The sequence below is a fragment of the Bartonella vinsonii subsp. vinsonii genome (assembly GCF_902825235.1).
GTDB classification, from domain to species: Bacteria; Pseudomonadota; Alphaproteobacteria; order Rhizobiales; family Rhizobiaceae; genus Bartonella; species Bartonella vinsonii.
The window spans coordinates 60591-74814 of sequence record NZ_CADEAJ010000009.1 but is presented as its reverse complement, the minus strand read 5'-3'; the positions used below and the strand labels follow the sequence as shown (position 1 = coordinate 74814).

The window sequence follows — 14224 nt, the reverse complement described above, 5'->3', positions numbered from 1 at the left end:
CATACGCTTTAAATTCACCAAAATATTTCGTAATTGCCGCTGTTAACGACGTCTTTCCATGATCAACGTGACCAATCGTTCCAATATTAACATGCGGCTTCGTACGTTCAAATTTGCTCTTTGCCATTTGAGCTCTCCATTTTCTATCCAAATAAAGGACTAAGTTAAAAATTAATTATATAATCAAATCACGCGTATTTCTTTTGAATCTCCAAAGCAACAGCTGAAGGAACAGGCTCATAATGATCAAACTGCATTGTATATTGCGCACGCCCCTGACTCATCGAACGAAGAGTATTCACATAACCAAACATATTTGCCAAAGGAACCATTGCATTCACAACTGTAGCAATACCACGCGCCTCAGTCCCTGAAATTTGACCGCGACGAGAATTGAGATCACCAATAACATCACCAACATAATCTTCTGGCGTTACAACCTCTACCTTCATAATTGGTTCGAGAAGCTGTGCACCTGCTTTTTTTGCTCCATCACGAAAAGCTGCACGAGCAGCAATCTCAAAAGCCAAAACGGAAGAATCAACATCGTGATAACCACCATCAATCAGTGTAGCCTTTACACCAAGCATAGGAAACCCCGCAAGAGGCCCTGATCCCATAACACTTTCAATCCCCTTTTGAACACCGGGAATATATTCCTTAGGAACAGCACCACCAACAATCTTCGACTCAAAGAGGAAATCATCACCATCATGAGGCTCAAAAATAATTTTAACACGAGCAAACTGCCCAGCACCACCAGATTGCTTCTTATGCGTATAATCAATTTCTGCTGTTTTAGTAATCGATTCACGGTAAGCAACCTGAGGCTGCCCAATATTCGCCTCAACTTTAAACTCGCGCCGCATACGATCAACAATAATATCAAGATGAAGCTCACCCATCCCAGCTATAATGGTTTGCCCAGATTCTTCATCAGACTTTACACGGAATGAAGGATCTTCAGCAGCCAAACGATTGAGAGCTATACCCATTTTTTCCTGATCTGCCTTCGTTTTAGGCTCAATCGCAATTTCAATAACAGGCTCAGGAAAATCCATCCGCTCCAAAATAATAGGTTTCAAAGGATCACAAAGAGTATCACCTGTTGTCGTCTCTTTAAGTCCTGCGAGAGCAACAATATCACCAGCAAATGCCTCCTCAATATCCTCACGAGAATTTGAGTGCATCTGAAGCATACGCCCCAAGCGCTCCCTCTTTTTCTTCACAGTATTTTCGAGCGAAATACCCTTTTGAACCTTACCAGAATAAATACGACAAAAAGTCAACGACCCAACAAATGGATCATTCATAATCTTAAAAGCAAGCATAGAGAGCGGAGCGTCATCTGAAGACTCACGCGTTGCTTCAGACTCAGTTTTCACATCAACACCACTAATTGCAGGAACATCAATCGGAGAAGGAAGATAAGAAACAACGGCATCCAAAAGCGGCTGAACACCTTTGTTTTTAAAAGCAGTACCACAAAGAACTGGATGAAACTGAACCTCTATCGTCCCCTTACGAATAAGAGAAACAAGCTGTTCATCTGTTGGCATAACACCTTCCAAATATGCCTCTGTCGCAGCCTCATCAACCTCAACAGCCATCTCAATTAATTTCTCGCGATACTCTTCTGCCTTCTCCTTCAAATCGAATGGAATCTCACTCACAACCGCCGAGGCACCAATGGAGCCATCCCATTTCAACGCCTTCATCTCAATAAGATCAACAACGCCTTCAAAATCATTTTCAGCCCCGATTGGCAATTGTAAAACAAGCGCCCTAGCCCCCAATCGAGAACCAACCATCTCTACACTACGATAAAAATCGGCACCTATTTTATCCATTTTATTAACAAAAACCATACGCGGCACACGGTATTTCTCAGCCTGCCGCCAAACAGTCTCCGTCTGAGGCTCCACACCAGCATTTGCATCTAACAATGCTATCGCACCATCAAGAACACGCAAAGAACGCTCAACTTCAATCGTAAAATCAACATGCCCTGGCGTATCAATGATATTAAAACGACGCTTCCGCCCATCACGCCCTTCCCAAAAGGTTGTTGTCGCAGCAGATGTAATCGTAATACCACGCTCCTGCTCCTGCTCCATCCAATCCATTGTAGAAGCACCATCATGGGTTTCACCAATCTTATGATTCTTACCCGTATAAAACAAAATACGCTCAGTCATGGTGGTCTTACCCGCATCAATGTGCGCCATAATACCAAAATTACGATAATCCTCAATTTTATATTCGCGAGCCATTATACTTGCCTTATCCTTAAACACGCCTACCAGCGATAATGAGCGAATGCACGGTTAGCTTCAGCCATACGATGAACATCCTCACGCTTCTTAACCGCAGAACCACGATTATTAGCCGCATCCATCAACTCACCAGAAAGACGATCAATCATTGTCGTCTCATTTCGCCCACGAGCTGCTGAAATCAACCATCGGATAGCAAGAGCCTGACGACGATCAGGACGAACATCTATCGGGACTTGATAAGTAGCCCCACCAACGCGCCGCGAACGAACCTCAATATGAGGAGAAACATTCTCCAACGCTTGATGAAACAGAGCCACAGGATCCGCCTTCACCTTCTTTTCCACAGCCTCAAGCGCACCATAGACAATACGCTCAGCAACTGACTTCTTACCATCAAACATGATGGCATTCATAAATTTCGTAATAACCAAATCACCAAATTTGGGATCAGGATTAATTTCACGTTTTTCTGCTCTATGGCGACGGGACATTAGCTTTGTCTCTCAATATTATTTTGGACGCTTCGCGCCATATTTTGAACGACGCTGTTTACGATTCTTGACACCTTGTGTATCAAGCAAACCACGAATAATGTGATAACGAACCCCTGGCAAATCCTTCACACGACCACCCCGAATCATTACAACAGAGTGCTCTTGAAGATTATGCCCTTCCCCAGGAATATAACCTATCACCTCAAATCCATTTGTCAAACGGACTTTAGCAACTTTACGAAGTGCAGAATTCGGTTTTTTGGGTGTCGTTGTATAGACACGCGTACAAACTCCACGCTTCTGCGGATTCGACTGAAGAGCAGGAACCTTATTACGCTTAACTGGCGCTACACGCGGCTTTCGAATCAACTGGTTTACGGTAGGCATATAACCTTCCTCTTTTCGATCTAAGTTCGTCTTACCCACTCGGGCTTTTCTATTCCATTTATTTCGACAGAATCAAAATAAACACCTAAGCTCACACACAAAATCGGGCACGCCTGTTACAAACAGTTACCCGATTACAAGCAGAGAAGGCACAAGCCTTTTGCATTGGCATTTGCTTTTAATCTTTTATAAACCTGTTTAAATGACTTTTCGAGTAAACACCCCAAATGACCAATCACTCTCACACCGGTTATAGTAGTCTCTAATAGCGAGAACACATACATTCGTCAAGAACTAAACATTAGAAAGTTTTAAAAAATAAAAATAAATGAAATGATAAGACTTTAATTTGGCTTTTATAGAAGTTTTTGATAAATCAGATCCCCATAGTAATATCTCTACACAAAGAAGAGCAGCCATCTAATTAAAAAGAGCACAAATCTTAGGGATATTTATAGGACATTTTAACAATGCAATAAAAAGTTGCATAGATAATATTTAAGATGAGTACCATGAAAATAGTGACATGGAATATTGCTGGAATAAAAGCGCGGCATGAAACATTGTGTCAATGGTTACAGCAAAATCAGCCCGATATAGTCTGTCTACAAGAAATAAAAAGTACCGATGGAAATTTCCCCCGCGATACAATTGAAGGCTTAGGATATCATATAGAAACACACGGACAAAAAAGTTTTAATGGTGTTGCGATTCTCTCTAAAAAAACACCTGATGAAGTCATCCGCCGATTACCAGGCAATGACAATGATGAACAAACCCGATATATTGAAGCCGTTTATTCAACAAATAAAGGCGTTATCCGTGTTGCATCCCTCTATCTGCCAAATGGAAACCCTATCACAAGCGAAAAATATCCTTATAAAATAGAATGGATGGAGAGATTGTATGCACATGCAAAATCATTGCTTGCATATGAAGAACCCCTTGTCCTGGCTGGTGATTACAATGTCATCCCTACCCCATTAGACGCAAAAAATCCTCAAGAATGGAATCATGATGCCTTATTCCTTCCACAAACAAGACAAGCCTTCCAACGCATTATTCATTTAGGTTTTTATGATGCTATTCGTAATGTCACAGAAACTCCCTCATTCAGTTTCTGGGATTTTCAAGCTGGTGCATGGCAGAAAAATAATGGAATTCGCATTGATCACTTGCTATTGTCACCAGAAGCTGTTAATCAACTTATCTGTGCCTATAGCCAAAAAGAAGTAAGAGGATATCAAAAACCATCGGACCATACGCCTGTTTGGGCACATCTTAATTTCAATTAACGAGAGTACAACAGTTGATTTATTGAGATAAAAAAATATCCCATCTCAAGTATAATTCGTGCTACATCGTGCTTGACAATATATCTTAAACAATAAAACAAAAACAAAAAACTATAAATGAATGGAGGACATAATGAAAAAATCATTGTTAATATTTATTGCAGCAACGGCTATTGGGCTCACGGGTATAGCACACGCTGAAAATGATACACTCGAAAAAATAAAGAAAACAGGAGAGATCACGCTGGGTGTTCGCGAATCATCAGGCTTAGCCTATGCTCTTGGGAATGACAAATATGTAGGTTTTCACACAGAAATGGCAGAGCATATTGTTGACGATATTTCAAAAAAAATTGGTAAGCCAATCAAAATTCATTATCTTCCCATCACATCGCAAAATAGAATCCCTCTCTTAAAAAATAGCACCTATGATTTTGAATGTGGTTCAACAACAAATGATATTGCGCGTAGTAAAGAAGCCGCATTTGCTTATACCACTTATGTTGAAGAAGTTCGAATTGCCATAAAGAAAAACTCTAACATTAAATCTCTTGATGATTTAAATGGAAAAACAGTCGCAACAACTACTGGTACAACGTCTGTTCAGCTTATCCGCAAAAATAAACGTGCAAAAAATATTCACTTTAAGGTTGTAAAGGGAAAAGATCACGGAGATAGCTTCTTATTATTAGAATCTGGTCGTGCAGACGCATTTGTTATGGATGCTTCAATTTTGGCTGGGCTTATTGCCAAATCAAAAAAGCCATCTGATTATGTCATTCTTGATACAGTGCTTTCAATCGAACCAATCGCTTGTATGCTCCGATTAAATGATAAAAACTTTGAAAAAGAAGTAAATGACAGCATTGTGCGCCAAATCAAAAACAAATCACTTGAAAAACTTTATGATAAATGGTTTATGAAACCAATTCCGCCCGCAAATACTATTGTTAACCTTCCTTTATCTCAAGCAACGAAATACGCTTGGGAGCATCCCAATAATAAACCTCGTGAAAACTATACAGAAAATAAATAATAGAATTTAAAAAAAATAACCACACTCCTGGAAAATTGAGTGTGGTTATATTTGGGTTCATTTTTTAATAAATTCAGGAAAATCAATTAATGGACTTTTCTTTTCTTTGTACAGATGATCTTACCCAAACGTTCGTGACTGGATGCCTTGGAACCCTTGGTGTAAGTCATACCTACTTAGATACACTACTTGATGGCTTTAAAAATACGGTGATATTATCTGTTTCTTCACTGATCTTAGCTGTATTTTTTGGCATCATTATAGGAACAATACGCACCTTACCAAACACTTCCATGATCCGTTGCTTATTGCGTTCTATCGGAAGTATCTGGGTCGAAATTATGCGTAACATTCCTTTGCTTGTACAAGTGTTTTTATGGTATTTTGTTGTGCCTAAAATTTATCCACCAGCGATGAGTTTTTCACCTATTCTCCTCATAACATGTGCCTTAGGATTCTTTACATCTGCCCGCATTGCAGAACAGGTACGCTCAGGGATTGAGGCTATTCCTTCTGGACAACGCTATGCTGCTATGGCAATGGGATTTACGACCTATCAAATTTATCGCTATATCATATTACCGCGTGCTATGCGTACAATTATGCCCCCACTTACTTCAGAAGCAATGGGTATTGTGAAAAATTCATCTATAGCATTTGCCGTTTCGATAAATGAGTTGATGCAATTTCAGTACCAAACAATCGAAGAAGTAAGCCATGTTTATGAAAACTATTTAATTGTCACAATTCTTTATATTTTTATAGCTTTGTTCGTATTCATCATCATGACAATTATTGAGCAAATGCTCAAAATTCCTAATATTCAAACAGGGGAGCACTGAAGATGATAAATTTCATAACCTCCAAGTTTGAATTTTCTTTTCCTTTCAATTTTTCAGACTTTGATTTTTCATTTTTTACTTTTGATATATTCTGTTCCTATATTCTCTCAGGTTTACTCTTTAGTGTTTTTTTAACTCTTTTTGCAACAATATTAGGACTTATATTCGGCACTCTCTTAGCAATGATGCGGCTTTCTTCTATGAAACTGCTCTCGTGGCTTGCAATAATTTACATAACTGCCATGCGTTCAATACCGCTTGTTATGGTTATCTTATGGTTTTTTGTGCTTTTACCTTTGCTAACCGGAACATCAATTGGTGTAAATAAATCAGCGCTCATCACCTTCACCGCATTTGAAACCGCTTATTTTGCCGAAATTATGCGTGCTGGTATAAATTCTGTTGCGCAAGGACAAAAACAGGCAGGACAAGCTCTCGGAATGACATATTGGCAAAATATGTACATTGTCATCCTTCCCCAAGCTTTTAGAGATATGTTGCCAGTTTTTTTAACCCAAGTTATTATCCTCTTTCAGGACACAACGCTTGTTTATGCAATCAGTGGGCATAGCCTTTTGAACGGTTTTGATATTGTTGCTAACAATTTTGGTGTGAAGCAAGAAGCCTATATCTTAGCAGCACTTTTCTATTTTGTTATCTGTTTTACACTGTCGCAGATAGTCATATATCTACAGAAAAAAATATCCATTATTCGCTAATAGGAAGAAAAGATGTCTACTCATATGATCGAAATAAAAAATGTTTCCAACTGGTATGGCGAAATTAATGTTCTTAAAAACTGTACAACCAATATCAACAAAGGAGAAGTTGTTGTGGTTTGTGGACCATCCGGTTCAGGTAAATCGACACTCATTAAAACCATTAATGCTCTCGTCCCTTTTCAAAAAGGTGAAATATGGATTAATGGAACACCAGTTCATTCAAAACAAACGAATTTGCCTAAATTGCGTAGTCAGGTAGGAATGGTATTTCAACACTTCGAACTTTTTCCACATCTATCTGTCACAGAAAATTTGACAATTGCACAAATCAAAGTCTTAAAGCGTAGCAAGAAAGAAGCGCTCGAACGCGGTTTGTTATATCTTGAGCGCGTTGGGCTCATCGAGCATAAAAACAAATACCCTGGTCAACTGTCTGGAGGTCAGCAGCAACGCGTTGCTATCGCGCGTGCTTTAACTATGGATCCACTTGTCATGCTTTTTGATGAACCAACATCTGCTCTAGATCCTGAAATGGTGGGTGAAGTGCTCGATGTCATGATCAGCTTAGCAGAAGAAGGTATGACGATGATTTGTGTAACACATGAAATGGGATTTGCGCAAAAAGTCTCTGAACGTGTTATTTTTATGGATCAAGGAAAGATTCTTGAAGACTGTCCAACAAAAGAGTTCTTTTCTGATCCACAAGCAAGAATACCACGCGCGCAGGATTTTCTGTCTAAAATCCTTAGTCATTAGTAATTATATTATAATGCCCAAAGTTACCTGATTATAAGCTCAGACATAAGAGATTAGAGTCTAGTATTAGGTACATAGGAAAATATTGTAACAAATATTTAAAAACTGTTATTTTTTAAAATATCACCAATCAATGAGAGTGCTTTATGCTTTTCAAATTCACCACAAAGGGAAAAAGCGTGCTCTTGTAGGGGGCGGATCCAATCTCGATCTTTTACATTAGCTTTTTGATAGGCTACTGTTAACATTGCTGTACCGCGAGCAATTTTTCCTTCCTGAATCAGCATATTTCCAAGCATTGCTTGAGCTGGAGGATTTCCCTTTCTTGCTGAAAGCTGAAACCATCGTGCTGCCTGTACAAGGTTTTTCTCTCTCCCCTCACCCTTTAAAAACATTTTTCCTAAATGGTACTGAGCTTTAGAATTTCCATAATTCATCGCAGCCTGCATATAAAGGCGAGCAGCGTAAGAAGGATTAGGTTTTACAGGTGATTGAGGAATGCCTTTTTTTATATACCCCGCAAGTCTAACCAATGCATCAGAAACATAGCTTGCATTCTCTGAATCAAGATCAACACCTTTTTCAACGATAGATGCAAAAAAATTGTATGCCTTATAATCATCTTCGGGGACGCCATCACCCTCTGCATAAATAGCGCCAAGCTTCCAGCGCGCATCAATATTTCCCATATCGGCTGCACAACGTAATGCTGAAAGTGCTTGATTCATTTGCCCATTTTTATAAGCAAACATACCGCGTTTAAAAAAATAAAACGAATCATCAATAACGTTTTTCTCACTATTTACATCTATGAGATAAGCAGTAGAAAAAACTCCCCCAAAAGCAATAATAAGGGCGGCTTTTTTCCATGCCTTAAACCTGTTTACCATCTAAATCTCCCCTATTATCTTATTTTTAATCATTACTTTTGCTACAAAATGCTTTGTATGGATTCAAAATCTTTTCAGTAAAAGAAGATCCTCTGAATATAAGAATGCTAACAGAAAGATAAATAAATAGAAATCACCAAAAATATTCCCTTAAAAGGGATCTTTTACTCTTATACGTAACAAATTGATTTTAATCATAAATCACAATTTTGTATTTCATAATAGATTACTTGATATTATAGCATATGGTTATTTCAACATTCTTATTCTGAAAGAACAGCAACTGCTCAAGAGAACAATTGTGTATACTGAAAAAGAGTTTTAAAATGGGTAAAATATTAAGAAACCGTTTAAATCTTAAGAACAGTAAACGACATTAAAAATAAAATATAACAGTATTAACTTATTATTTTATCAATGCAAAAACGATAAAAATTAATTGTCTTTTCATAAGAATATTCACGAGAACAACAGAGAATAAAAAAGCAATTACATCAACCGATCTAAAGCAACAGATATTTTCTCCCGTGCAGCATGTAATTCTATAATCCTGTTACGCTCAATCTCAACAATTTCCGGCTTTGCATTTGCTACAAATTTAGGATTGTTTAATTTAACCGATATTTTTTCAATATCTTGTTCAATTTTTTTCATATCTTTCATCAAACGCGCACGTTCAGCTTCCAAATCAATTAATTGCCCCAATGGTAAACAAAAAATCGCCTCTCCCAAAATCATTTGTGCTGATATAGCTGGAACTTTATCAGAGAAATGAATTGTTTCAATACGCGCTAACTTTTTAAGAAGAGCATCATAGCGCTGCACACGCTCTCGTGTTATTCCCTCCCCTTCTACAATAACAAGAGGTGCTAATGTTCCCACGGGAATATTCATTTCAAAACGCACAGACCGAATCCCACTAACCACATCAATAAGCCAATTAATATCAGCAGCAGCCTCTTCATCTGCAAACATTTCCTCTGGCCATTGTATCAATGCCAGCATATCCTTACGCTTCATGCTTGGCGTTTCTGTCAGAGACCACAACTCCTCTGTCATATGGGGCATAAAAGGATGAAGAAGCTTATAAACTTCATCTAAAACCCAAGCAGTACAAGCCTGAGCCTCATCTTTAGCTTCCTCACTTGAACCTTGAAATATGGGTTTGAGAAGCTCCAAATACCAGTCACAGAGTGTATTCCAAATGAAGCGGTAAAGTGCACTAGCCGACTCATTAAATTTATAATTTTCAATACCAGTAGTTACTGCTGCAACAGTTTTAGATAACTCTGTTAAAATCCAACGATTAAGTGCAAGTTTTGCTTTTTCTGGCTTAAAATCTGGATCATGCTTAACACCGTTCATCTTTGCAAATCGGGTAGCATTCCATAATTTCGTAGCAAAATTACGATAACCTGCAATACGGGAAGGATCAAGTTTGACATCACGCCCTTGCGCCGCCATAATAGCCAAAGTAAAACGGAGTGCATCTGCACTATATTGATCAATGAGCTCCAATGGATCAATAATATTCCCCTTCGACTTTGACATCTTTGCCCCCTTCTGATCTCGGACCAAAGCGTGCACATAAACCGTTGGGAAAGGAACCTCACCCATAAAGTGCAGTCCCATCATCACCATACGCGCAACCCAGAAAAAGATAATATCAAACCCTGTAACCGATAGAGATGTTGGATAAAAGGTAGCTAATTCAGGTGTTTTATTTGGCCAACCTAGTGTTGAAAAAGGCCAAAGAGCAGAGGAAAACCATGTATCTAAAACATCTTCATCACGGGTTAACTCAACAACTTCACCATAATGAGAGAGAGCCGCAGACAAAGCTTCTTCTTCACTTTTTTCGACAAAAACCGCACCATCAGGACCATACCAAGCCGGTATCTGATGTCCCCACCATAATTGGCGCGAAATGCACCAAGGTTGAATATTTTGCATCCAATTGAAATAGGTCTTCTTCCAACTATCAGGAACAAATTGTGTTTTCCCTTTACGAACAGCCTCTATCGCTGGCTTAGCTAATTCCGCCGCATGAACATACCATTGATCTGTCAAGAATGGTTCAATAGGCACCCCACTACGATCCCCATGCGGAACAGTGTGTGGATGATCATCAACCGCTGCTAAATATCCTCCCTTTTCCATCAAAGAAACAATACGATCACGTGCAAAAAAACGGTCAGATTGATCTAATTTTTCCACTAAAAGCTTTAATTCATCTGATAAAATCAACCCCTCAAAAAATGCTTCATTCTCACGAAGAAAAATCTCAGCCTTTTTTGTAAAAACATTGATCAAACGTAGATTGTTGCGCTGCCCTACTTCAAAATCATTAAAGTCATGTGCTGGTGTGATTTTTACAGCACCACTCCCTGCATCAGGATCTGCGTAAGAATCACCAACAATCAATAACCTACGCCCAACAAGTGGCAAAATAGCATTTTGACCTATAAGATTTTTATAACGTTCATCTTCAGGATTAACTGCAATTCCTGTATCGCCAAGCATTGTTTCTGGACGTGTTGTCGCCACTGTAATAAAAGTTGTAGAATCATTCGGATCAAAAATTTTACCTTCAAGTGGATATCTAAAATGCCACAAATGGCCATTGACTTCTTTTTGCTCAACTTCAAGATCCGAAATAGCCGTTAACAATTTAGGATCCCAATTAACCAAACGTTTATCTCTATATATCAACCCTTGCTTATAAAGCGTAACAAAGACTTCACGAACAGCTTGGGATAAACCTTCATCCATTGTAAACCGCTCACGCGACCAATCACACGAAACGCCAAGTCTGCGTAGCTGGTTTGCAATAATCCCACCAGCCTCATGACGCCATTCCCAAATACGCTCAACAAATTTTTCTCTCCCCATTTCTTGGCGCGTTGGCTCTTGACGCTCTGCAAGTTGACGCTCAACAACCATTTGCGTAGCAATTCCTGCATGATCCATACCCGGCTGCCACAATACATTCTTACCCCGCATTCGCTGAAACCGAACCACAATATCTTGGATTGTCGTATTCAGTGCATGCCCCATATGAAGTGAACCGGTAACATTAGGAGGCGGAAGCATAACACAAAAGGACTCTGCATCACTTTTTGAACCTGCTCCCGCTTCAAAAGCACCACGAGCCTCCCATCTTTTTGCCACCCGTCGCTCTATAGAAGCAGCATCATAGTTTTTTTCTAACATTCTATCCACCCATAACGCCGCTAAAAAATGCAGGACATGATCTAAAATCCGATCATACTCCCTACAAACTTCATCTATTGATATCAAGCTTGCAAAACCGCAAACAGAATTTTATATAAGATTAAAATGGAGAGCGCAAAAGTAATAAAAAAACAAAAAATTAAGAAGATTTCTTAATCGCCTTAACAATCTCTTCACGTAAAATATTCTCAAGCAAAACAGGTAGTTTACATTGTAACCATTCTGCTATAGCTGGACGCAAGACATCCTTTGCAATCTTCTCTGCAGAAGAAAGACAATATTCAGATAATTCTACACGAGTAGTCGCTCTATTTCTGGCCTGTGAGACACGACTCTCATCATTATATTCTTTTGTTTTATGAACAGGGTGCTGTTCTTCAGAAGAAAGCTTTACCTTTTGCATATTTACGCCAACCGTACTATTTTCTGCCTCTATATTCTCTTTTTCTTGTATGGACGAAGAATCCTGGTTTTCAGAAGAAAGGCCAATACGATCAGCCAAAGCTTTCATTGCATCATCAACCGATAAGGTAGCCTCATAACCACCCTTCGATGTTTCTTCTAAACGATCTGCAGAGGTATTCATTGCACCACCTTCATTTAAAAAGTGATCAGGTTGAACCGCATTTTCTTCGATTATTTCACGAATAGATGTCAAAATTTCATCCATACTTGGCTCACGTAAAACGCTTGAACTCTGTACCATACTTAAAAACCTCTCAAAAACGCAACAAAAAACAGAATCACACTTTTAGTGTAAGCAAAAGAATCATAAGATCAACACACCTCCCACTATATTTTCAAAGGTGGTTGTCACGAATAAGGCACTACACACAACTTTCTTTATTTATAAAACAATATCTAGACTAGATTTTCTAAACATGCCCAATGATCAATGAATTGCCCCATACAGACTAAATTATTTGCAGATTTAATTTAAAAAGCTACTTTTATGCATTATCGGATATGTTTAACCGTTTTCAAACCTAAATAATTGGCAGTCAATTTACCAATGGAAGATTGAACATTATAGCTCGCAACAACAGCATTACGCTCTGCTGTAGCCAGTGCAATTTGAGCATTAATCAACTGAGTACGAGAATTTAAAACATCCAATGTTGTGGCTTGCCCCACACGATTTTCTTGGACACGCCCCTTAAGAGCAATTTCAGCAGCACGAACACTCTCGCGATAAGCAACGACAGACGCGCGAGCACCCTCCAACTGAAACCAAGCAGAAGTAAGTGCTTGTCTTGTACTACTCTGAGCTAAATCAAGCTGAAGATGAGCTTGCCCAAGTTGTTCCTTAGATTGGCGAATCTGAGCAGACGTACGCCCACCTTCAAAAATAGGAACACTCACTGATAATCCTATTGATTTAGAAACTCCATCCTCCCCAGTACCACTGTAAATACGATTATAAGATGCTGTTGCAGAAAAATCAACTTTAGGGAGTAGCGATCCTTCTTTAGCCTTTACATTGTAAAGTCCAGCGTCAACCAAATATTTTGCATAAAGAATTGCCGGATGCATAAGTACACTCAGTTGGTAAGCAGCATCAAGATTCATCGGCAAATCTTTTGCCACTGGTGGACGCTGTAATTTCTCAGGATCAAAACCAATAACTTGTCTATAGGCTGCTTCTGCTGATTTTACATCAGCACGTGCAAGACTCAGTTCTGAAACAGCCACGGAACGTGCAGCTTGTGCTTGAGAAAGATCAACACGCCCTCCCTCTCCCACATCAAATTTTGCTTTATTCGAACGAACTTGCTCTTCAAGAGCAGCCAAATTTTCTCTACGAAGATCAGCAATACGACGCGCTTGATACACATTAGCATAGGCTGTTACAGTGTCGAGAAACGTATTTTGCTCAGCATTACGAAGATACTCACGCTGTGCCTGTAATTTAACCTGAGCTGAAGAAAACATATTCTGCGTGACAAAACCGTCGAATAATCTTTGATTTAATCTTATTCCTATAGATCCAGAAGTGGTATAAGGACCCACCATAGGCTTACTTCGCCCATAACTTCCAACCCCTTCAATTTGTGGTAAGAGCCCAGAACGCGCAATGACCACATCATCACTTGATATACGCACAGCGGCACGTTCACTCTTTAACTTAGCATTGTGTATATAAGCTTTAGCAAAAGCATCCATCAATGTTTCAGCACAAACAGACCCTGATAGAAAAACACTCAAAACCAGCAACAAACTTGCCTGAATTTTTTTGTTTATTTTGAACACACTACACACAATAACAAACCCCACATTAATCATAAATTA

13 protein-coding genes are annotated in these 14224 nt (G+C 39.0%); 5 read left to right on the top strand and 8 right to left on the bottom strand.

Annotated elements, in window-relative coordinates; genetic code table 11:
- The 4 genes from J7R12_RS07225 to rpsL all read right to left on the bottom strand — a co-directional run.
- The coding region (locus J7R12_RS07225; protein ID WP_234924853.1) for a GTP-binding protein at positions 1-127 on the bottom strand (127 nt) is incomplete at its 3' end.
- A gap of 61 nt (positions 128-188) precedes the next feature.
- On the bottom strand, positions 189-2273 hold the full coding sequence (gene fusA, locus J7R12_RS07220) for an elongation factor G (protein ID WP_126603508.1): 2085 nt from the start codon (positions 2271-2273) through the stop codon (positions 189-191).
- A 26-nt stretch (positions 2274-2299) separates the two neighbouring features.
- Complete coding sequence (rpsG, locus tag J7R12_RS07215; RefSeq protein ID WP_126603509.1) at positions 2300-2770, bottom strand: 30S ribosomal protein S7; 471 nt, start codon at positions 2768-2770, stop codon at positions 2300-2302.
- An 18-nt stretch (positions 2771-2788) separates the two neighbouring features.
- Positions 2789-3160: a 30S ribosomal protein S12 gene (rpsL, locus tag J7R12_RS07210; protein ID WP_004859227.1), complete on the bottom strand. Its 372-nt coding sequence runs from the start codon at positions 3158-3160 to the stop codon at positions 2789-2791.
- Between the two features lie 512 nt (positions 3161-3672).
- Between rpsL and xth the strand changes: the two genes are divergently transcribed.
- The 5 genes from xth to J7R12_RS07185 all read left to right on the top strand — a co-directional run bounded on the left by xth (position 3673) and on the right by J7R12_RS07185 (position 7811).
- Positions 3673-4455, top strand: coding sequence for an exodeoxyribonuclease III (gene xth, locus J7R12_RS07205; protein ID WP_208439040.1), 783 nt, complete (start codon positions 3673-3675; stop codon positions 4453-4455).
- Between the two features lie 133 nt (positions 4456-4588).
- Positions 4589-5491 carry a transporter substrate-binding domain-containing protein gene (locus J7R12_RS07200; protein WP_126603511.1) on the top strand — a complete coding sequence of 301 codons (903 nt, stop codon included), beginning with the start codon at positions 4589-4591 and terminating at the stop codon, positions 5489-5491.
- A gap of 89 nt (positions 5492-5580) precedes the next feature.
- Positions 5581-6333, top strand: a complete 753-nt coding sequence (locus J7R12_RS07195; protein ID WP_126603512.1) for an amino acid ABC transporter permease — start codon at positions 5581-5583, stop codon at positions 6331-6333.
- Between the two features lie 2 nt (positions 6334-6335).
- Positions 6336-7052, top strand: a complete 717-nt coding sequence (locus J7R12_RS07190; RefSeq protein WP_126603513.1) for an amino acid ABC transporter permease — start codon at positions 6336-6338, stop codon at positions 7050-7052.
- Positions 7053-7064: 12 nt separating this feature from the next.
- Positions 7065-7811 (top strand): amino acid ABC transporter ATP-binding protein, encoded by a 747-nt coding sequence (locus tag J7R12_RS07185; RefSeq protein ID WP_126603514.1) that lies wholly within the window; start codon positions 7065-7067, stop codon positions 7809-7811.
- Between the two features lie 98 nt (positions 7812-7909).
- On the opposite strand, the gene J7R12_RS07180 is transcribed toward J7R12_RS07185, so the two are convergent.
- The 4 genes from J7R12_RS07180 to J7R12_RS07165 all read right to left on the bottom strand — a co-directional run bounded on the left by J7R12_RS07180 (position 7910) and on the right by J7R12_RS07165 (position 14218).
- Complete coding sequence (locus tag J7R12_RS07180) at positions 7910-8701, bottom strand: tetratricopeptide repeat protein (protein WP_126603515.1); 792 nt, start codon at positions 8699-8701, stop codon at positions 7910-7912.
- 489 nt (positions 8702-9190) lie between these two features.
- Positions 9191-11914: a valine--tRNA ligase gene (locus tag J7R12_RS07175; RefSeq protein WP_126603516.1), complete on the bottom strand. Its 2724-nt coding sequence runs from the start codon at positions 11912-11914 to the stop codon at positions 9191-9193.
- 160 nt (positions 11915-12074) lie between these two features.
- Entirely contained in the window at positions 12075-12641 is a 567-nt protein-coding gene (locus J7R12_RS07170; RefSeq protein ID WP_126603517.1) for a DUF2497 domain-containing protein, read from the bottom strand.
- A gap of 251 nt (positions 12642-12892) precedes the next feature.
- Positions 12893-14218, bottom strand: coding sequence for a TolC family outer membrane protein (locus tag J7R12_RS07165; RefSeq protein WP_126603518.1), 1326 nt, complete (start codon positions 14216-14218; stop codon positions 12893-12895).
- Positions 14219-14224: the final 6 nt, after the last annotated feature.